General features: G+C 71.4%; 14 protein-coding genes. 8 read left to right on the top strand and 6 right to left on the bottom strand.

Going from position 1 to position 19,695, the window contains the following annotated elements; all coding sequences use genetic code 11:
* Position 1 precedes the first annotated feature (1 nt).
* From OG611_RS23985 to OG611_RS23950, 8 genes are all read left to right on the top strand, one after another.
* Positions 2–1,243, top strand: a complete 1,242-nt coding sequence (locus OG611_RS23985) for a mandelate racemase/muconate lactonizing enzyme family protein (protein ID WP_266423660.1) — start codon at positions 2–4, stop codon at positions 1,241–1,243.
* An 87-nt stretch (positions 1,244–1,330) separates the two neighbouring features.
* A complete protein-coding gene (locus OG611_RS23980) occupies positions 1,331–2,401 on the top strand; it encodes a LacI family DNA-binding transcriptional regulator (RefSeq protein ID WP_266423658.1) in 1,071 nt (356 codons plus the stop codon).
* Positions 2,402–2,594: 193 nt separating this feature from the next.
* Positions 2,595–3,767 (top strand): LacI family DNA-binding transcriptional regulator, encoded by a 1,173-nt coding sequence (locus tag OG611_RS23975; protein WP_266423656.1) that lies wholly within the window; start codon positions 2,595–2,597, stop codon positions 3,765–3,767.
* A 14-nt stretch (positions 3,768–3,781) separates the two neighbouring features.
* A complete protein-coding gene (locus OG611_RS23970; protein WP_266423654.1) occupies positions 3,782–5,416 on the top strand; it encodes an FAD-dependent oxidoreductase in 1,635 nt (544 codons plus the stop codon).
* Positions 5,417–5,519: 103 nt separating this feature from the next.
* Entirely contained in the window at positions 5,520–6,623 is a 1,104-nt protein-coding gene (locus tag OG611_RS23965) for a Gfo/Idh/MocA family protein (protein WP_266423653.1), read from the top strand.
* Positions 6,620–7,345, top strand: coding sequence for a polysaccharide deacetylase family protein (locus OG611_RS23960; protein WP_266423652.1), 726 nt, complete (start codon positions 6,620–6,622; stop codon positions 7,343–7,345). Before OG611_RS23965 ends, OG611_RS23960 begins: the two co-directional genes overlap by 4 nt.
* 46 nt (positions 7,346–7,391) lie before the next feature.
* On the top strand, positions 7,392–10,403 hold the full coding sequence (locus OG611_RS23955; RefSeq protein ID WP_266423650.1) for a glycoside hydrolase family 38 C-terminal domain-containing protein: 3,012 nt from the start codon (positions 7,392–7,394) through the stop codon (positions 10,401–10,403).
* Between the two features lie 54 nt (positions 10,404–10,457).
* On the top strand, positions 10,458–12,152 hold the full coding sequence (locus OG611_RS23950; protein WP_266423647.1) for a serine/threonine-protein kinase: 1,695 nt from the start codon (positions 10,458–10,460) through the stop codon (positions 12,150–12,152).
* A gap of 13 nt (positions 12,153–12,165) precedes the next feature.
* On the opposite strand, the gene OG611_RS23945 is transcribed toward OG611_RS23950, so the two are convergent.
* The 6 genes from OG611_RS23945 to OG611_RS23920 form a co-directional block, all read right to left on the bottom strand.
* Positions 12,166–12,795, bottom strand: coding sequence for a hypothetical protein (locus OG611_RS23945; protein WP_266423644.1), 630 nt, complete (start codon positions 12,793–12,795; stop codon positions 12,166–12,168).
* Positions 12,792–13,475: a hypothetical protein gene (locus OG611_RS23940; protein WP_266423641.1), complete on the bottom strand. Its 684-nt coding sequence runs from the start codon at positions 13,473–13,475 to the stop codon at positions 12,792–12,794. Before OG611_RS23940 ends, OG611_RS23945 begins: the two co-directional genes overlap by 4 nt.
* A gap of 142 nt (positions 13,476–13,617) precedes the next feature.
* Positions 13,618–14,592 (bottom strand): acetylxylan esterase, encoded by a 975-nt coding sequence (locus OG611_RS23935; protein WP_266423639.1) that lies wholly within the window; start codon positions 14,590–14,592, stop codon positions 13,618–13,620.
* Between the two features lie 115 nt (positions 14,593–14,707).
* A complete protein-coding gene (locus OG611_RS23930) occupies positions 14,708–17,452 on the bottom strand; it encodes a hypothetical protein (RefSeq protein ID WP_266423638.1) in 2,745 nt (914 codons plus the stop codon).
* 220 nt (positions 17,453–17,672) lie between these two features.
* Positions 17,673–18,599: a carbohydrate ABC transporter permease gene (locus OG611_RS23925; RefSeq protein ID WP_266423635.1), complete on the bottom strand. Its 927-nt coding sequence runs from the start codon at positions 18,597–18,599 to the stop codon at positions 17,673–17,675.
* Positions 18,599–19,630, bottom strand: a complete 1,032-nt coding sequence (locus tag OG611_RS23920; protein WP_266423632.1) for a carbohydrate ABC transporter permease — start codon at positions 19,628–19,630, stop codon at positions 18,599–18,601. Before OG611_RS23920 ends, OG611_RS23925 begins: the two co-directional genes overlap by 1 nt.
* Positions 19,631–19,695: the final 65 nt, after the last annotated feature.

The raw sequence follows: 19,695 nt of genomic DNA, 5'->3' as shown, positions 1-19,695 counted from the left end.
CATGTCCGAACCCCCTCCCGCACACGTCGGCGCACAGACCCGCGACGGGGTGCACATCGCGGCGATCCGGCCGGTACTGCTCAGCGCTCCCTACGCGGATCCGGAGAACCTGGAAGTGCGCCTGGCGCTGCCGACGGGGTGGCGCACCACCGGTCTGGTGGAGGTCACCCTGGACGACGGCACGACCGGGCTCGGCGAGGCCTATCTCGCCGTCTTCGCGCCGCAGGTCTTCGTCTCGACGGTCGAGCTGATCGCCCCCTGCCTGGTCGGCCGTCCGGCCGGGGACCTGGCGGGGCGGTACCGGGACATGGTGCTCGTGACGGGCTACTGGAGTCTTCAGGGGGCGGCCCGCCATGTCGTCTCCGCCGTGGAGGCGGCCCTGGTCGACGCTCTCGGGAAGCGGGCGGGCGTACCGGCGTACGAGCTACTGGGCGGCCGTCGCACGGACCGGATCCGGCTCTACGCCAGCGGGGGCGACTCGGCCTCCCCGTCGGCGATGGGCGCCGAGATCGCGGCCGTGGCGGCCCTCGGCATCGACACCTTCAAGATCAGGGCGCGGGGCCACGAAGCGGACAAGGCGGTGTGGACGCTGGAGCACGCGGCCGCGCACGGCATCGGCATCGCCATCGACATGGCGCAGAATCTCGAGGACCCCGGCCAGTCGGTGACGGACACCCTGGCGTTCCTCGACACGGTCAGGACCGGCACCCGGTGGCCGGTGCGCTTTCTGGAGGAGCCGCTCGGACCTGCTCGGACCGCCGCGTACCCCGCTCTGCGGCGGGCGGCCGGCTGTCCGGTGGCGGGCGGCGAGACCGTCACCACCGCGCAGGAACTGCTGGCGCGCATGGCATCGGGGTACTACGACCTGGTGCAGCCGGACGCCACGGTCGTCGGCGGTCTGCGCCAGACGCTGGCTGTCTTCGCGGGCGCGGCGGAGCACGGCGTGGAAGCAGTCGTGCATTGCTGGGGCAGCGCCGTGTGCCAAGCGGCCAACTACCACGCCGCCTTCGCCGGCGGCGGGCGGCTGGCCGAATGGCCGATGCCCCGGTATCCGCTGCGGTCGGAACTGCTGGTCGAGCCGTTCCGTCTGGAGGGCGGACGTCTGCTCGCTCCGCGGGCCCCGGGGCTCGGAGTCCGGCTCACGCCGGAGATGGAACGGCGGTACGCATTCCGGGACGATGCCGTCTACCGCTGTGCGACCGCGATGCCGCCGGCCGAACCGGGCCGGTGGCGCACGGGCTGACCCTGCGGGCGGGAGGACGGTCCCGGTGGCGGGTTTCCTATGGCGTGCGCAATGGGAAAACGCTTTCAGTGCGGCTATCGTAGCCCTATGCAGAGCCAGGTCAATCGACGTTCCGCCCGTCCCCGCCCGTCGTCCGCCGTGACGCTCCAGCAGGTCGCGCAGGACGCCGGGGTCTCTCTCGCCACGGCTTCACGCGTCCTCAGCGACAGCGACCGCAACGTCACCCAGGAGCTGCAGGAGCGCGTGCTGGAGGCGGCGGCCCGGCTCCGTTACGTGTCCAACGCGCCGGCCCGCGCGCTCGTGCAGTCCACGACCTCCATCGTCGGCCTGGTCGTGCACGATGTGAACGACGCCTACTACTCCGCCATCGCGGCCGGTGTCATGGAGGTCGCCCGCGACCACAAGCTCCTGGTGATGCTGGCCGGGACGTTCCACGAACCGGCGCTCCAGGCGGAGTACGTGGCCCGACTGCGTGCGCAGCGGGCCCGCGCCGTGGTCCTCGCCGGATCGGGCTTCACCGACGGGAGCCCCGCGCTCGCCCAGGAGCTGGAGGCCTTCGCGGCACAGGGCGGCCGGGTGACCGCGGTCGCGCATCAGGATCTCCCGGTGGACACGATCATGCCGGGGAACCGCGAGGGCGGCCGGGCCGTCGCCGAGCACCTCGCCGGGCTGGGGCACACCGAGATCGGCGTCATCTGCGGCCCACTGGCACTGGTCTCCGTGCAGGACCGGCTGCACGGCTTCCTGGAGCGGGCCGCCGAACTGGGCGTCGTCGTACAGGAACACCACCGCGTCGAGGCCGACTTCACCCGGGACGGCGGGCGGGCCGCGGCGGTGCGGCTGTTCCGCAGGTCGCCGGGGATCACCGCGCTGTTCGCGCTCAACGACGCCATGGCGCTGGGTGCGCTGGCGGCGCTCCGGGACGACCTCGGCCGGAGCGTACCCACCGATGTCTCCGTCGTCGGCTTCGACGATCTGCCGGTGGCCTGTGACGTCACGCCCGCGCTGACCACCGTACGGCTGCCGCTCGAGGAAATCGGCCGCCGGGCGCTGCTGCTGGCCCTCGGCGACGCGACGGCTTCGCCGCGCACGCTCGCCGTGCCCTCGCGTCTGGTGGTGCGGGCCAGCACGGCACCGCCGCCCCGCGTGACCGGCTGAGAACCGACCGGCCCCGGGCCGGTCCCGAAGTCGGCCCGGGACACCGAAATGACGCATTAAAGCGACACGACCTCGGCTTGACGCGCTAAATTGCCGATCCTTTCGCTGCAACCCTCTTGAAATAATGCGTTAACCACCACCACACTGAGTTCAGCGTCGATTGACGCGTCAAATCCGGGAGGGTGGTGGCTGGATGGGTACGTCCGGGCCCAAGTACCAGCGCATCAAGGATGAGTTGCGGGCCGAGGTGGCGCGTGACGAGTACGAGGCCGGTGCTCCGTTCATCACGCAGAACCAGCTGCGCGAGCGCTTCGGCGTCAGCTCCACCACCGCCGTCCGGGCGCTCAACGACCTTGTCTCAGAAGGCCTGTTGGTGCGTCGCCGCGGCCGGGGGACCTTTGTCGCCGACCCCGGGGACCGGGCCGCGGAGCCGGTTCCGTCCCACAGGTCCGGCGTGATCGCCTGCATCATCAGCGGCCAGGGGCCGTACCAGTCGGAGGTGCTGCGCGGGATCGAGTCCGGCTGTTCGGAACGCGGGATGCGGCTGTTCTTCTCGGACTCCGCCGTGCACATGACCGACACCGGGCACGCCGACCACGGCGCGTCGCTGGCCCGCCAGAACCAGGCGCTGCTCCAGGCCGTCGAGGACCGGGTCGACGGCATCATCCTGTACCCCGTCCAGGACGCGCCCGACGCCGACGTCCTCGACGAGATCAGACGCCTGCGCATCCCGATGGTCCTGGTCGACCGGTACTTTCCGGGGCACGCCATCGACGCGGTCACCGCCGACAACTACCACGTCGGCTACCGGCTCACCGAACATCTGCTGGCCGACGGCCACGAGCGGATCGCGACGCTCTGGGGCGAGACGCACTGCACCAGCGTCCACGACCGGATGACCGGGCACAAACAGGCGCTGCGCGCCCATGGCCAGCCCCTGCTCCCCCAGTTGACCGCCCTGCGCTCGTACACGGCGCTGCCCGAGGACGACCGCAAGCAGCTGCTGACCGACCTGCTCGGCTCGCCCGAGCCGCCGACCGCCCTGCTGTGCGCCCATGGTTTCGCGGTCGCCACCGCCGCCGCCGATCTGGCCTCGCTCGGCATCGCCGTACCCGACGAGATCGTGCTGGCCGGCATGGACGACGCCGGCCCCTACGATCTGCTGCCGCTGACCAGCTTCGCCGCCCGGCTGCCCGCCAGGGAGATCGGCGGCCGGGCGGTCGAGCAACTGGTCACCCGGATCGCGGAGCGCACGGCGGGCGAGGACCCGTACCGCAGCGCCGAGCAGATCGTGCTTCCCGTCCGGATCAGGACGCGCGAGTCCGTGCCGGTCCGGCTCCGTACCGTCGCCGCCCGCCGGCCCTGAGGGAGGAGACTCCTGTGTTCGCCGCCCCCACCCCCCGTACCCGCGAACTCGGGACCGATGTCCTGGTGGTCGGTGCCGGTCTCGGTGGTCTCGCCGCCGCACTGACCGCCGTCAGGTTCGGACACCGTGTCGTGCTCACCGAGGCGACCGACTGGCCCGGTGGCCTGTTCACCGCGCAGGCCGTGCCGCTCGCGGACGGCCACCGCATCGAACTGGACCCCGTCTCCCCCGGCTACCGCGATCTGCGCGAGCGGATACGCGACTTCTACCGGCGCAACTACCCACTGTGCCCCGAGCCGTTCGCCGATCCACTGCTCGACCCCGGCCTCAGTACCACCGGCCACCTCAGCCACGAACCGCGCGCCGCACTCGCGGTCGTCCAGGAGCTCCTCACCCCGCACCTCGCCTCCGGCAGGCTCACCCTGCTGCTCGGCCACCGCCCGGTCGCGGCCCAGGCCGACGGGGACCGGGTTGCCGCGGTCACCCTGGAGGCGGCGGACGGCGAGCCGCTGACGGTCAGCGCCTCCTACGTCGTCGACGCGACGGACCTGGGCGAACTGCTCGGCCTCGCGGGTGTCGAGCACGTCACCGGCGCCGAGTCCCGCGAGGAGACCGGCGAGCCGCACGCGCCCGCCCTCGCCGATCCGCTGGACCAGCAGCCGGTCTCCTGGGTCTTCGCCCTGGACCACCGCCCCGGCGAGGACCACACCATCGACCGGCCGGCCGGCTACGCCCGGTGGTCCGAGGCCTTCTCCTGGGACACCGCGGAACCGGGCGGCGGCCCGGCCCGCTCCGTACCGCTCTTCCTGCACGAGCCGGACGACGTCCCGCACTGGGCCGCACCGCCCAACGACCGCTGGCACCAGCTGCGGGCGCTCGCCCGGAGCCGGTATCTGCCCGGTACGTTCGACAGCGACATCACCCTGGTCGACTGGGAGCAGACCGCCTACACCCGGCTCCCGCTCACCGGGTCCGGGGACGAGGTGCGGGCCGGGGCGGAGCAGGAGGCACACGAGCAGGCCCTGTCGTTCCTGTACTGGATGCAGACGAGCGCGCCCCGGCACGACGACGGTCACGGCTATCCCGAGCTGCGGCTGAGGCCCGATGTCACGGGCACCGTCGACGGCTTCGCCAAGGCCCCGCACGTACGCGAATCCCGCCGCATCCGGGCCGAGTTCACCCTGCTGGAACACCATCTGACCGCCGCGGCACGGGCCGGGGCGCCGGGCGCCGAGACCTTCACGGACAGCGTGGGAACCCTGCGGTCCCGGATCACACTGCGCCCCGGGACCGGTGGGGGTGCGGGGCTGGACCTGGAGTGCCTGCCGTTCCAGCTGCCGCTGGGCACCCTGCTGCCGGTACGGGTGGAGAATCTGCTTCCGGCCGGGCGGAACATCGGCGCCACCCATCTCAGCGCACCCGCGCTCGGCGGGCACGCGGGCCAGTGGAGCATCGGTGAGGCCGTCGGCGCGCTGGTCTCGTACTGCCTGGAGCACCGGCTGCCGCCGCGTGCGGTCCGCGGGAGCGAGTACAGGCTCACCTCCTTCCAGGACCGGTTGAGCACTTCTCTCGGTCTCGCCCTCGACTGGCCGGACCGGCTCCGCACCGGACCCGTGACCAGTGCCGGGGCGCTCTACGCCACCCTCTGACACCCACTGCCCTTCCTTCGGGAAGGGCACCTTCCCGACCTGCTGGAAAACGCTTACCAATCCCGGCGGCTCACGCCCTCAGCCTGGACGGCCCTCTGTGACTGTGACTCCTTATCGTGTACTGCTCGTCGGCGCGGGCAACATCGCCCGTGCCGTCCATATGCCGACGTTCCTCGAACTCCCCTCGGACTTCGCGGTGGTCGGCGCCGTCGATGCCGATCCCGTGGCCGCCCGCTCCTTCGCCACCGATTTCGCGCTCCCCCACCACTCCACCGATCTCGCCGCGTCGCTGAGCGAGCTCCGTCCCGATCTCGTCGTCATCGCCTCGCCGCCCGTCGCCCACCGGGAACAGGTCGTCGCGGCCCTGGCGGCCGGGGCCTGGGTGTGGTGCGAGAAGCCGCCCGCGCTCAGCCTGGCGGAGTACGACGCCATGGCCGCAGCCGAGGGCGAGCACGGTCCGTACGCGCCGATCGTCTTTCAGCACCGGTTCGGCTCGGGGGCCGAGCACGCCAAGGCGCTCATCGCCTCCGGGGAGCTGGGGGCGCCGCTGGTGGCCCACTGCCAGACCACCTGGTACCGCGACGACGCCTATTACGCGGTCCCCTGGCGCGGGAAGTGGGCGACCGAGGGCGCGGGCCCCGCCATGGGGCTCGGCATCCACCAGATCGATCTGCTGCTCGAACTGCTCGGCGACTGGGCGGAGATCCGGGCCATGGCCGGCCGGCTGGCCCGTGACGTGGAGACCGACGACGTCACCACCGCCACCGTGCGCTTCGCCTCGGGCGCGCTGGCCACCGTGGTCAACAGCGCCCTCTCGCCGAGCCAGCTGAGTCATCTGCGGATCGATCTGCGCGACGCCACGATCGAGCTGAACCATCTCTACGGATACGGAAACGGCGACTGGACCTACACCCCGGCGCCCGGTGTCGAGCCCGGCCGGGCCGACGGCTGGAGCTCCCCGGCCGAGGACGTCCCGAGCTCGCACAGCGCCCAGCTCCGTTCCCTGCTGGCCGACATGCGGGCGGGGCGGCGGCCCAGGGCGAGCGCCGGGGACGGCCGCCGCTCCCTGGAGCTGATCACCGCGATGTACAAGGCGGCGCTCACCGGCCGCCCGGTGCTGGCCGGCGAGATCGTCCCGGGCGACCCCTTCTACACGGCGCTGCACGGCTCGGTACCCGGCTGGGCACCGCAGGAGTCCGGACGATGACCGCCCGTCCGCAGCTCCGCGCCGACCGCGCCCTCCTGCTCACCTTCGACGACCGGCACGTACGCGAATGGGCCGCCGCCGCACCGCTGTTCACGTCCTACGGCGCGCGAGTCACCTTCTTCGTCTGTGAGCCGGACCGGCTCGACCGGGACGAGGTGCGGTTGCTGCGCCGGCTCGCGGACGACGGCCACACCATCGGCTGCCACGGGCTGCGGCACGAGCGCGCACCCGAGTTCGTCGCCGCGCACGGTCCGGCCGCCTATCTCGACCGGGAGGTGGTGCCCGCCCTGGACGGGCTGCGCCGCCTCGGCTTTCCGTCCCGCAGTTTCGCCTACCCGTGCAGCGCCCGCGACGAGGACACCGACCGGCTGCTGCTCACGCTCTTCGAGCGGCTGCGCGGCGGAGTGCCCGTCGGCCGCCGCGCCGATCCGTCACTCGCGGACGAACTGCACGTCCCGGCCGGCGATCTCCCCGCCCGGCGGGTCCTGCCCGGCTGTTCGGTGGACTCCGGGCGCGGGAGCCTCGCGTACGGGGACGATCTGAGCGGCGTCGAGGCGGCGCTGCGCCGGACCGCCGACCAGGGCGGCGCGACCACGCTCTACGCCCACTGCGTCGCCGACGCCCACGAGGCCAACCATGTGACCCCGGCCCGGCTGGAGAAGCTCCTGGCCGTGGCCGACGGGATGTCACTGCCCTGCGTGGGCTTCGACGAGCTCCCGTGAACCACTACCGCGTCGCACACATTTCATTCAGAGGGGCCCTTCACTCATGCATGACGACCGCACACTGACCGAGGAACGGCTCGACCGCGCGCTGCGCGAGCGCATCCGCCCCGCCGTCCACCCCCGAACCGCGCCCCTGGAGTTCGAGGTCTGGCACGCCCCCGGCGAACCGGTGCCCTTCAGCGAGGCGGTGGCCGCCCCCTTCAAGCCCGGTGCCATCGGCGACGACTGGGGGCCGGCCTGGGGCACCAGCTGGTTCAAGGTGACCGGCCGCGTCCCGGCGGACTGGGCCGGTGAGACCGTGGAAGCGGTGATCGACCTCGGTTTCGCCAAGGACCGGCCCGGGTTCTCCGCGGAGGCGCTGGCCCACCGGCCGGACGGCAGCGTCGTCAAGGCCCTCAACCCGCGCAACACCTGGCTGCGGGTCGGCGAACCGGTGGCGGGCGGCGAGGAGTTCACGTACATCCTCGAAGCCGCCGCCAATCCGGAGATCCTGGACGGCGTCAGTGCGCTGGGCGACCGGGAGACCGCGGGCAGCGAGCCGCTGTACCGCGTCGAGCGGATGGACCTCGCGGTCTTCGACCGGCAGATGTGGGAGCTGGTCCAGGACCTGGAGGTGCTCGATCAGCTGATGCGGCAGCTGCCGCTCGGCTCGGCGCGCCGCTGGGAGATCCTGCGCGCGGTGGAGCGCTGCCTGGACGCCCTGGACCTGGACGCCGTGGGCGCGAGCGCGCCCGCCGCCCGGGAGCGGCTGCGCGACGTGCTCTCCTCCCCTGCGCACGCCTCCGCCCACCGGCTGTCGGCGGTGGGTCACGCGCACATCGACTCGGCGTGGCTGTGGCCGCTGCGGGAGACGGTGCGCAAGGTCGCCCGCACCACCTCCAACGTGCTGGCGCTGATGGACGACCGTCCGGAGTTCGTCTTCGCGATGTCGCAGGCGCAGCAGCTGGACTGGCTGCGGGAGCATCAGCCCGCGCTGTACGCCCGGGTGAAGGAGAAGGTCGCCGCCGGTCAGTTCGTGCCGGTGGGCGGGATGTGGGTGGAGTCCGACACCAATATGCCCGGGTCGGAGGCACTGGCCCGGCAGTTCGTGTACGGCAAGCGGTTCTTTCTGGAGGAGTTCGGGGTCGAGACCGAGGAGGTGTGGCTGCCCGACTCGTTCGGCTACTCGGCGGCGCTGCCGCAGCTGGTGAAGCTCTCCGGTTCGCGCTGGTTCCTCACCCAGAAGATCTCGTGGAACACGACGAACCCGTTCCCGCACCATTCCTTCCTGTGGGAGGGGCTGGACGGCACCCGGGTCTTCACGCACTTCCCGCCGGTGGACACCTATGTGGCCGAACTGTCCGGCGAGGAGCTCGCGCACGCCGAGGAGAACTTCCGGGACAAGGGCCACGCCACGCGCTCGCTCGTGCCGTTCGGCTGGGGCGACGGCGGTGGCGGCCCCACCCGCGAGATGCTGGCGCGCGCCGAGCGGCTCGCGGATCTGGAGGGTTCGCCCCGGGTGGCGATCGAGAGGCCCGCGGACTTCTTCGCCGCCGCCGAGGCGGAGTACGACCGGCCGCCGGTATGGCTGGGCGAGCTGTATCTGGAGCTGCACCGCGGTACGTACACCTCGCAGGCGCGGACCAAGCAGGGCAACCGGCGCAGCGAGCATCTGCTGCGGGAGGCGGAGCTGTGGGCGGCCACCGCCGCCGTCCGGACCGGATTCCCGTATCCGCACGAGGAGTTGGACCGGATCTGGAAGAGCGTGCTGCTGCACCAGTTCCACGACATCCTGCCGGGTTCGTCCATTGCCTGGGTGCACCATGAGGCCGAGGCGACGTACGCCCGGATCGCCGGTGAGCTCGAAGCGGTGATCGGGGCGGCGCAGCGGGCGCTGGCCGGCGCTCCGGAGGAGGGCGGCACGGTCGTGTTCAACGCCGCTCCGCACGGCCGGGCCGGCATCGCGGCGGGGGGCGCGGCACTCGCTCCGCAGGAGCCGGAGCCGGCGACGGAGGTCGAGGAGCTCGACCCCGGCTTCCGGCTGGACAACGGACTGCTGCGGGTGACCGTGGACGAGCGGGGGCTGGTGGTCTCGGTCGTCGACCTGGTGGCCGGGCGCGAGACGGTCGCCCCGGGCTGCGCGGCGAATCTGCTCCAGGTCCACCCGGACCTGCCCAACCGCTGGGACGCGTGGGACGTCGATGCCTTCTACCGCAACACGGTGACCGATCTGACCGAGGCGGACGTGGTGCGCCGCAGCGGCGACGGGGTCGAGGTGGTGCGTACCTTCGGCTCGTCCCGGGTCACCCAGCTGCTGACGCTGCGGCCGGGTGCCCGGCGTCTGGACATCGACACCGAGGTCGACTGGCACGAGCAGGAGAAGTTCCTCAAGGCGGCGTTCCCGATCGATGTGCGCGCCGATCACTCCACGGCGGAGACCCAGTTCGGGCACGTCCAGCGGCCGACGCACACCAACACCAGTTGGGAGGCGGCCAAGTTCGAGATCTGCGCCCACCGCTTCCTGCACGTCGGCGAGCCGGGCTGGGGTGCGGCGCTGATCAACGATTCGACGTACGGGCACGATGTGACGCGTACGGTCCGCGAGGACGGCTCGACCACGACCACGGTGCGGCTGTCGCTGCTGCGGGCGCCCCGCTATCCCGACCCGGCGACCGACCAGGGCGTGCACCGGCTGCGGTACGCGCTGCTGCCGGGGGCGACGATCGGTGACGCGGTCCGTGAGGGCTGGTGCTTCAGCCTTCCCGAGCGCCGGGTGCCGGGCAGTGGCGAGGTCGCCCCGCTGGTCTCGGTCGACGACGACGCGGTGGTCGTGACCGCCGTGAAGCTCGCCGACGACGGCAGTGGCGATGTGGTGGTCCGGCTCCACGAAGCCCACGGCGGACGGGCCTCGGCCCGTCTGACGGCGGGCTTCGCACTGGCCGGGGCGAGCGTCACCGATCTGCTGGAGCGTCCGCTCGCCGACGAGACCGCCGAGGTGGACGGCGATGCGGTACGACTGGCGCTGCGGCCCTTCCAGATCGTGACGCTCAGGCTCACACCGAACAACGACGTGTGAGGCATACGGGGTGGGTGCCTACGGCCGCGCACCCGCCCCGTACTCTTTTTTGCCATGAACGCTGGGGGGCCTGTGCGCCGTGTGATCGACGACCGTTTCGAGCTGGTGGACAGGCTCGGCAGCGGCGGTATGGGCATGGTGTGGCGCGCCCACGACCTGGCCCTGCACCGCGATGTGGCGCTCAAGGAGGTGCGGCCCCCGGACCCGGCGCTCGCCGAGAGCGACCCCGAGTCGGCCAGGCTGCTGCGCGAGCGGGTGCTGCGTGAGGCCCGTGCGCTGGCCCGGCTCGACCACCCGGGTGTCGTCACGGTCCACCACATCGTGGACGGCGGCGACGGGACGTACCCGTGGATCGTGATGGAGCTGGTGCCCGGCGCCTCGCTCGCGGAGCGCCTGGCCGAGGGGACGCTCTCCCCGGTCGAGGCCGCCGAGCTGGGCCGCGGGGTGCTGTCCGCGCTGCGCGCCGCCCATGCCGCCGGAATCCTGCACCGCGACGTCAAGCCCGCCAACGTACTGCTGCGGGCCGACGGGAGTCCGGTGCTCACCGACTTCGGCATCGCGGCGATCCGCGAGTCCACCAGTCTGACGGCGACCGGCTCCATCATCGGCTCCCCCGACTACATGGCGCCCGAGCGCATCCGCGGCGAGGAGGGCGACCCGACGTCGGACCTGTGGTCGCTCGGCATGATGCTGTACGTCGCCGTGGAGGGCCGGCATCCGCTGCGCAAGGCCACCACACTGGCGACGCTGGCGGCCGTGCTGGACGAGGAGATCCCGCCGCCCCGGCAGGCCGGTCCGCTGGCTCCGGTGCTGGACGCGCTGCTGACCCGGGACACGGCCGCGAGGCCCGGTCCCGAGGAGCTCGACCGGATGCTGGCGTCGGTGGTCGCGTCGACGGGCGACCCGTCCGCGGCGGCCGGACCGAGCCGTGCGGAATCGCGGGATGCCGTACCTCCTCGCCAGGACCCGCCCACCCGGCGGGACGCGGTACCGCCCGGCTTCGGCCAGGCCGACCCGACCACCGTCCTGCCCACCGCCCCCGTGCGACGTCCACCCGTCGCCACTCCCCCGCGCCCCCAGCCCGCGACGCTGGGCACCCAGGAGATCCGCCGCCGGGTCCGCCGGGGCCGCGCCGTCGCGGTCAGCACCGCGCTCGCCGGAACCGCCCTGACCGGCGTCCTGGTGTGGTCGCTGGTGCCCGACTCGCACCCGGAGACGGCCGGCCGCACCCCGTCCGCCTCGGGCGCGTCCTCACCCGCCGAAGGGAAGGAAAGCGCGCCGAAGGCCGCGGCACCGACCAAGAATCTGCTGACGCCCACCGCCGCACGGTCCGTCATCGCGGCGCTCAAGCCGGTGATGGGCGGCACCAGGGTCACGTCGTTCTCGCTGTTCGACGTGCACGCGAGCGTCGAGGCCCCGGTCGCGAAGAACAAGGGCCTGTACGACGTCTACACCTACCGGGACGGCAAGGCCGCCCGCGAACGCGCGGGCGGCACCCTCCAGCCGGACGCCAAGTCCGTGGACCTGGAGAAGTTCAACTGGGACGCCCTGCCGGGGCTGATCCGCCGGGCGGACAAGGAGCTCGGTGTCGCCGAGCCCACCAGCCACTACGTGGACATCGACCCGGCCTCCCCGTTCGACGGCTTCCAGCCGACGCTGAGCGTCTACGTCTCGGACGAGTACGGCGGTGCCTATCTGCGGGCCGACATCAACGGCAAGGTGCTCAAGAAGTATCCGCGCAACGGCTGAGCCCCGGCGGGGGTCAGCCGAGCAGCCGCGCCAGTACCAGCAGCACGGCCGCGCAGGCCACACCCATCACCAGCGTCCAGAATCCGGCCGGGAACCCGCCGGTCCGGTCCTTGACCTCGGTCGGAGGGGAGGCGCTGTTCGCTCGGGCCAGCCATACGCTCGGCGGATCGTTGGGGACGACGACCCGCCAGGGCTGTTCGGGGTCGTACTCGACGACGGCCCTGGAGCGGTGCGTCAGCCCCTGCACATCGAGCGGGTGACAGACCTGGATCCGGTACGCGGGGAGTTCATCGGGCATCACGGTCAGATCGAAGGCGAACACGGAGTCCACCGACCGTCCGTCGCGGACCGGCCGGCCGGTCTTCTTGTCGACGGTCCGTACCCCGTTGACCACGGCGGGCGCGAAGGCCCGCGGCCCGCCGGAGCGCAGCCCCGTCATCGCCATGCTCGTCCGCATCGGCTCGGCCACATCACCGAGGATCGTCAGGACCAGGGCCGTTGCGGGAATTCCGGTGATCAGCAGCCAGCGGGGGCCGTCGACGGCGCCCTGGACCAGCGCGGCGAAGGCGAGTCCGATGAGGAGCGCGGCCACCAGTCTGAACGCGTTGAAGAGCCTGCGCAGGGACGATGTCGATGCGTTCATGAGATGCGCAGCAGCTTTCGGTGGGGAACCGCGACCCGGGTGAGAGCGGGGTCGCCGGGGCGGTCGGCGTCGTACACGGCGAGGACGTCCCGTCTGAGGGCGATGCGTTCCACGACGGCCGGGACCTCATGGCGTACCCCGGCCTCGTCGTCGAACACCACGGTGACCTCGCCGTACCTGCGGCCCACCGGCCGCCAGCCCTCCAGCACCGCGTCGGCCGTGGTGTAGCGGCGAAACAGCCTGCGCAGTCCTGCGGCGCGCCGCAGGCTCACCGCCGCGCCCCACCAGGCGGCGAGGCAGCCCACGCCCGCGACGGACCACAGGAAGGTGAGCCATTGGGAGACGGAGAAATCGCCCAGCGGAAGGAAGATGTGGAAGCTGGTGACGGTGGACCGCTCGACCTGACCCTCCGCCAGCGCGTCGTACCAGCCGGCCGCGGCCGCGACGGCGGAGAGTGCGATCATCGCGCCCGGCGCGGCTCGGTGCAGGTACCGGGCGCAGAGCACACCGAGGGCGACCGCGAAGGCCACGCCGAGCATCGGGGACATGGACGCGAGCTGGTCGCTGGCACAGCCCCCGGTCCCGTCGCAGGCCCATTGCACGCCCGCCGCCTCGTGGCTGGAGATGTACCACATCATCCAGACCTGCCACACCATCAGCGCGCAGGCGATGACACGCATCGCCTGCGCATAGGCTTTCTGCCGCACTGTCCGCCCTTGTCCTAGCCACATCGCAGGGCATTGACGTGCCCCGACGGACGATATACGTGCTGTCCACACCCTGTCCGTGATCCACACCACGCCGGCCGGAGCACGGCGGGGCTCAGGCCGTCCGGTTCAGCGCCTTCGGCACCCAGCGGAGCTGAGCGGCCTCCTGGAACATGGCACCGCCCTCGTGCCCGTTGAACGGGTAGACCTCGATCTCCTTCTCGCCCGGGTACGCGTTGTGGGCGGCGAAGACCGTGGACGGCGGGCAGACCTGGTCCATCAGCGCGACGGAGAAGAGCGCGGGGGCGCTGCCCCGGGCGGCGAAGGACACCCCGTCGAAGTACGACAGGGTGCGCAGCACGGTCTCCTCCTTGCCGCGGTGCATCTTGAGGTAGCGGGCTATCTCCGCGTACGGGTTGGCGTCGGTGAGTGTGACGGCCCGACCGAAGTGGCAGAGGAACGGGACGTCGGCGGCGATGGCGGCCAGGTCGGGGACGAGTGCGCCGACCGCGAGGGTGATGCCGCCTCCCTGGCTGCCGCCGAGCGCGACGGTGCGGGCGGGGTCGGCCAGCGGATGGGACCGGGCCGCTTCCACGGCGCGTACCGCATCGGCGTAGACCCGGCGGTAGTAGTAGCTCTCCGGGTCCTCGATGCCCCGGGTCATGAAGCCCGCATGGGAGGGGCCGGAGCCGACCGGGTCGGGGGTGTCGCCGACGTTGCCGCCGCTGCCCTGGCCGCGCACGTCCATGATGAAGTGGGCGAATCCGGCCAGCGGCCACATGCCCCAGCAGTGCGGAAGGCTGCGGCCGCCGTTGTAGCCGTGGAACTGGACGACGAGCGGGAGCGGGCCCTCGGCGTCCGCGGGGGCGCTGAACCAGCCCTTGATGGGGTGGCCGCCGAAGCCGGCGAACGTGACGTCCCAGGTGCGCATGCCGGTCAGTCCGGTCTCGACAGGTTCGAAGGAGACCGCGGGGTCGTGGGCGCGGGTCTCGGCGAGGGTCTTCGCCCAGAAGGCGTCGAAGTCGTCCGGTTCGTCGATCTGCGGCCGGTAGGCGCGGAGTTCGGGCAGCGGCATGTCGAACAGGGCCATGGGGGCTGGTCTCCTCACGGTGGGATGGCGAACAGTGTGCCGTGCGGTGGTACGGCATGGAGCGGCGGGGCCGGGTGCTGTCAGGTGCACCCGGCCCCGCCCGTCATGGGGTGGTTCAGTCGGTCAGCTGGACGGCCCGCAGACCGGCGGCGCTCTTGGAGTTGTTGGCGATGGAGGCGCCCCACTCCGACCAGCCGCGCGCCCGGCCGTCGTTGTCGCTGTCGTTGACGACGAAGCCGAGTCCGATGGATTCGGTGGGCTTGCCGGCCAGGCCGAGCGAGGCCCACGGCACCGTCACCGTGTAGTGGGTGGTGGTGCCGTCACGGGTGATCTGCGCGGTGGCGCCCGGGGTCGGGCCGGCGGACTGGCCGGACGGTGCCCGCCAGGTGTAGACCTGCGGCTTGCCGTCCACGAGCGAGGCGCCGAACTCGACGTACTGCTTGCTGCGGCCCGGCACCTGGGGGGTGACCGCGAACTGGATGCTGTCGCCCTGCCACATGTTCTCGGCGGTGGTGGCGGGCTGCGCCAGCACGTTGTCGGTGATCGCGCCCTTGAGCACGAGTCCGGCGTCGCTGTACTGGGGCCGGACGGTGCCGGAGAGGTCGGTCGCGCCGTTGTAGCCGCCCTTGTAGCTCACGGAGCCGTCGCCGATGACGTCGATGGGCGTGGTGGTGTCGGTGCCGGCCGGCTGGACGGAGCCCCAGCCGTTCCAGGCGCCCACGGCGGTCCTGGTGCCGTCGGGGGTGTTGATGTAGGCGGCGGTCCAGTAGCGCTGCCACTGCTTGATGTTGCGCGCGTCCACGGTGTACGAGGCGCTGGAATCGGTGCCGACCTTGATCGGGCCGTCGATGGTGCCCCGGTCCAGGTAGGTGGTGCCCGCGTTCACCTGCCAGTCCAGCTTGGTGAGTTCGAGCGGGCTGTGGACGCGGTTGTTGGTGACGGTGACCTTCAGCGCGGCGGCGAACGGGGCCGCCTTCTTCACCACCGGATCGAAGGTGACCTGGGTCGGCGGCACCACTTCGGTGTCGGAGGTGAGGCGGGCGAGGCTCAGCGGCCCGAGCCCGACCGTCCCGCTGACGGTACGCGGGCCGGTGAGGGCCGAGGTGGGCAGTTGGACGGTCTGGCGGACGACCTTGCCGGGCCGCGCGGTCACCCGGTACTTCTCCCCGGCGATCCGGAAGTCGTAGCGCACCGGCAATGGCTTCCGGTCCTTGGTGCCGTCCACCTGGAGCACCGCGTCGACGGTCTCCTCCGTGTTGGAGTGCTGCGGCAGCCGGAGGGAGAACACGGGGCCGCTCACGGTCTTGACCGCGGTCACCGCGCCCTTGACGTACAGCACCTTGCCGTCGATGCCGAGCTGCACCTTGCCGCCGACCGGGATATACGTCTTCTCGTGGCCCAGCTGGTCGGTGACGGTGACCGGGCCGGTGGCCGAGAGCTCCGCCGTTCCCGGCGTCGCGGCGGTGGTGTAGAGCGCCCGAACGGTGTCGCTCCCGGTGCCGAAGCGGTACGAGCGGACGTCGGCGGAACCGGCGTCGTCGCGGCCCGCGTAGGCGCGGCCCGCGAGCTGCCGGATCAGTACGCCCTCGGTGACCACGGACTGCTTGGGCTGCCAGGCCTTGACCTCGGCGGTGGGACGCTTGAAGGCGCCGAAGTTGTGTTCCTTGTTGGTGGCATCGGTGCCGTCGTTGGTGAGGTCGTACCAGTAGTAGCGGTCGACGCCCGAGGCGAACGAGAAGATCTGGGCGCGCGGCACGTACGCGGCCTGCTGGGCGGGGGTGACGCCGTCGCTGTGGGTCGGGTAGCCGTTCTCGGTCATCCAGAGCGGGAGGTCCTTGCCACCCGCCGCGTCCAGGTCGGCGCGTACCTGCGGCAGCTTCTCCAGCGCGGTCTCGGGCGGGCTCGGGTAGCCGTATTGGTGAACGCTGAGCGCGTCCATGTAGTTCAGGCCGCCGATCGCGTACAGCCGCTTGAGCCAGTCGGTCTGGAGACCGGCCAGGCCGCCGCCGACGACGGTGGCGTCCGGGACCTTGGCGTGCACCTTGCCGTAGCTGGCCTGGAGCAGCTTGAGGTAGCAGTCGGCGGTGATGCCGCAGGTGCCGTTGTTGAAGCCGGTCGAGTTGTACTCGTTGTAGATCTCGATTTCCTTGGAGGACTGCTGGTACTTCTCCACGGCGGCGGCCGTGAACTTTCCGTAGGCATCCAGCGCCGCGTCGGAGGCCGGTGTCCGGTTGCTGTCGTAGTTGGGGTTCCGGTAGCCGGAGATGGGCAGGGCGGTCAGCCCCTGCGACTTGGCGTACGGGATGTGCTGGTCGGTGGAGTAGCTGCTCCAGGAGTACGCGCCGGGTGTCTTCTCGATGGCGCCCCAGTTGATGTCGGAGCGGATCCCGTGCATGCCCATCAGCTTGACCGAGCGCAGGAGCTTCTGGTCGTCGCCGTCGTTCCACCCGTAGTGGATGCCGGTGCCGAAGCGGGTGTCCTGCTGTTCCTTGCCGGTCAGCGCGGTCAGCACACCGAAGTTGGCGGTGCGGGTGGTGGCGCCGGCGGTGGCCGTGAGCGTGTAGTAGCCGCTGCCGAGCGCGGTGACGTCGACGGTGGCCGTGCCGCCCGAGACGGGTGCGGTGCCCGACGCGACGGTCAGGCCCTGGTCGTCGACGGCCTTCCAGGCCACCGAGGCCTCGTCGGAGGCCAGGGTGATCTTCGCCTGTCCCTTGACGAAGATCAGGTCGGGCGAGGTGACGGTGAGGGCTCCGGCCGCGTGGGCGGCCGGAGCCGTACCGGGCAGCGGTGCCACCACCAGCAGGCAGCCGAGCAGGGCGGCCGCACCGCCCCATGCGGCGGACCGTCTCGGGCGACCCATTACTCTGGCTGGAACCAGAGGACCTGGCCGGATCGTGCCGTTCTGTTCCATCGAGGCTTCCTCTCGATCGGATCGGCGCGGTGCGTATCGGTGGTTCCCGGGTGGGGGTGTGCTCCGTCGGCTGTACCCCGGCGGAGCACACCGGTCCGTGTTCCGTCGGCGCGCACCGCTGCCGCCGCCGGCCGGCGCGGACGGGTCCGCGCCGGTGCCCGGGTGGTCCTCATCCCTTGAGGCCGGTGAAGCCTCCCCCGCCGCGTACGATCTGCCGCTGGAAGATCAGGAACAGCACGACCGGGGGCAGGATGGCGAGCAGCATCCCGGCGATGAGCAGCGACTGTTCCGCCGTTTCCGCGAGGCGCGGCAGTGCGGCGGAGATGGGCTGCTTCTCGGTGTCCGGGATGACGATCAGTGGCCAGAGGAAGTCCTTCCAGGAGTTCATGACCGTCAGCAGGGTCACCACCGCGAGGATCGGCCGCGACATGGGGAGCACGATCCGGCGGAAGATGACGAACGGCCCCGCACCGTCGACCTTGGCGGCCTCGAAGAGTTCGCGCGGGATGCCGTCGAAGAACTTCATCACGATCAGTACGGTGAAGGCGCTGGCCGCGTGCGGCAGCCAGACGCCCCACGGGCTGTTGGGGAGCGAGATGCCGAGGCCCGGCAGATCGAGCACGGTGAGGTAGAGCGCCACCAGGGAGATGGAGCCGGGGATGAAGAGGGTGGCGAGCACCATCCACCGCACGGGCGTCGCCCACTTGGGGCGCAGCACGGACAGGACGTAGCCGCCGGTGGTGGCGACGACGAGGTGGGCGACGACCGAGCCGGTGACCAGGACCACGGTGTTCCAGAGGTACTGGCCGACCTGGAGTTCGTTCCAGGCGCGGGAGAGGTTGTCCCATTGCGCGTGGCCGGGCCAGAGCGCCAGCGGGTCGCGCAGCAGCTCCTGGGTCGGTGAGACGGCGCCCTTGAACGTCCAGTAGAGGGGCGCCGCCCCGAAGGCGAGCAGCAGCAGGAGCGAGAGCGTCTGTACGGAGCGGAGCGAGAAGCGTACGGAGGTCCGCCGCCGGTCGGCGTTGGATATCAGTCCGTGTCCGCTCTCCTCGGAGCGGTTCCTGCGGCGGGTGCGAAGGGGGATCTGTACGGCCATCAGTTGCTCCAGCTCCTCGTCGCCCGCAGATAGATCGCCGAGAGCACACCGAGCACGAGGGCCAGCATGACGCTGAGTGCGGTCGCGGCTCCGAAGTCGCCGTTCTGGAAGGCGTAGTTGTAGATCAGCATCAGGATGGTGAGAGTGGAGTCCTCCGGGCCGCCGTCCGTCATCACGAAGGGTTCGGTGAAGATCTGCAGGGTGCCGATGATCTGGAGCAGCAGCATGATCAGGATGACCCCGCGCAGCGACGGCAGGGTGATGTGCCAGACCCGGCGCCAGATGCCCGCGGCGTCGATCTCGGCGGCCTCGTACAGTTCGCCCGGTACGGAACCGAGCGCCGCCAGGTAGATGATCACCGTGGAGCCGAAGCCCGCCCAGGTGGCTTCCAGGACGATCGACAGCATCGCGGTGTCGGTGGACTGCAGCCAGGGGTACGGGCCGAGGCCCACATGGGCCAGCAACTGGTTGAACAGGCCGGCGTCCGGGTCGTAGAACACCTTCCACAACAGGACCGAGACCACCGGGGGAATCGCCACCGGCAGGTAGGCGAGGATGCGGAACAGCGTGCCGCCGCGGCGCAGTTCGGCGATGAGCACCGCGAGGAAGAGCGGCACCGGGAAGCCGATCACCAGGGCGAGCGCGGCGAACAGCGCGGTGTTCTTGACGGCCTTCCACAGCAGCGGGTCTTCCAGCACATGGCGGAAGTTGTCCAGCCCCACCCAGGTGGCTGGGTCGACCAGATTGGTCTGCTGGAAGCTGAGCTGCACGCTCTGGACGATCGGCCACCACGAGAAGTAGGCGAAGCACAGCACCATCGGCAGGCCGAACAGGATGGTGGTGACACCTCCTTGCCTGACCCAGCGGACGAAGCGTTCCACCGGGCCGCCGCGGTGCGGGGAGGCGGTGTGCGGCGGCCCGTCGGGGGTCCGCGGACGTGCCGCGGACGGGTCGACGGAACGTTGTTTCTTCGTCCGGTCCTTCTGGGTGCGGTTCCCGGCGGGCGCCGCAGGCGCTTGCGACCTGCTCATTGACGTCTCCTCGCCTCTCCTCGTGCTGTGCTCACTGCCTGATGTGCCGGACACGCTCCGGCTGC

This window comes from Streptomyces sp. NBC_01363 (genome assembly GCF_026340595.1).
Taxonomy (GTDB): Bacteria; Actinomycetota; Actinomycetes; order Streptomycetales; family Streptomycetaceae; genus Streptomyces.
This window is presented reverse-complemented; position numbering and strand designations above follow the sequence as displayed.

Excerpts from the sequence above, each read along its gene's own strand:
- OG611_RS23920 (WP_266423632.1), bottom strand. The coding sequence starts at position 19,630 with ATGAGCAGGTCGCAAGCGCCTGCGGCGCCCGCCGGGAACCGCACCCAG.
- OG611_RS23930 (WP_266423638.1), bottom strand. The coding sequence starts at position 17,452 with ATGGGTCGCCCGAGACGGTCCGCCGCATGGGGCGGTGCGGCCGCCCTG.
- OG611_RS23960 (WP_266423652.1), top strand. The coding sequence starts at position 6,620 with ATGACCGCCCGTCCGCAGCTCCGCGCCGACCGCGCCCTCCTGCTCACC.
- OG611_RS23945 (WP_266423644.1), bottom strand. The coding sequence starts at position 12,795 with ATGAACGCATCGACATCGTCCCTGCGCAGGCTCTTCAACGCGTTCAGA.
- OG611_RS23950 (WP_266423647.1), top strand. The coding sequence starts at position 10,458 with ATGAACGCTGGGGGGCCTGTGCGCCGTGTGATCGACGACCGTTTCGAG.
- OG611_RS23980 (WP_266423658.1), top strand. The coding sequence starts at position 1,331 with ATGCAGAGCCAGGTCAATCGACGTTCCGCCCGTCCCCGCCCGTCGTCC.
- OG611_RS23955 (WP_266423650.1), top strand. The coding sequence starts at position 7,392 with ATGCATGACGACCGCACACTGACCGAGGAACGGCTCGACCGCGCGCTG.
- OG611_RS23925 (WP_266423635.1), bottom strand. The coding sequence starts at position 18,599 with ATGGCCGTACAGATCCCCCTTCGCACCCGCCGCAGGAACCGCTCCGAG.
- OG611_RS23975 (WP_266423656.1), top strand. The coding sequence starts at position 2,595 with ATGGGTACGTCCGGGCCCAAGTACCAGCGCATCAAGGATGAGTTGCGG.
- OG611_RS23940 (WP_266423641.1), bottom strand. The coding sequence starts at position 13,475 with ATGCGTGTCATCGCCTGCGCGCTGATGGTGTGGCAGGTCTGGATGATG.
- OG611_RS23935 (WP_266423639.1), bottom strand. The coding sequence starts at position 14,592 with ATGGCCCTGTTCGACATGCCGCTGCCCGAACTCCGCGCCTACCGGCCG.
- OG611_RS23985 (WP_266423660.1), top strand. The coding sequence starts at position 2 with ATGTCCGAACCCCCTCCCGCACACGTCGGCGCACAGACCCGCGACGGG.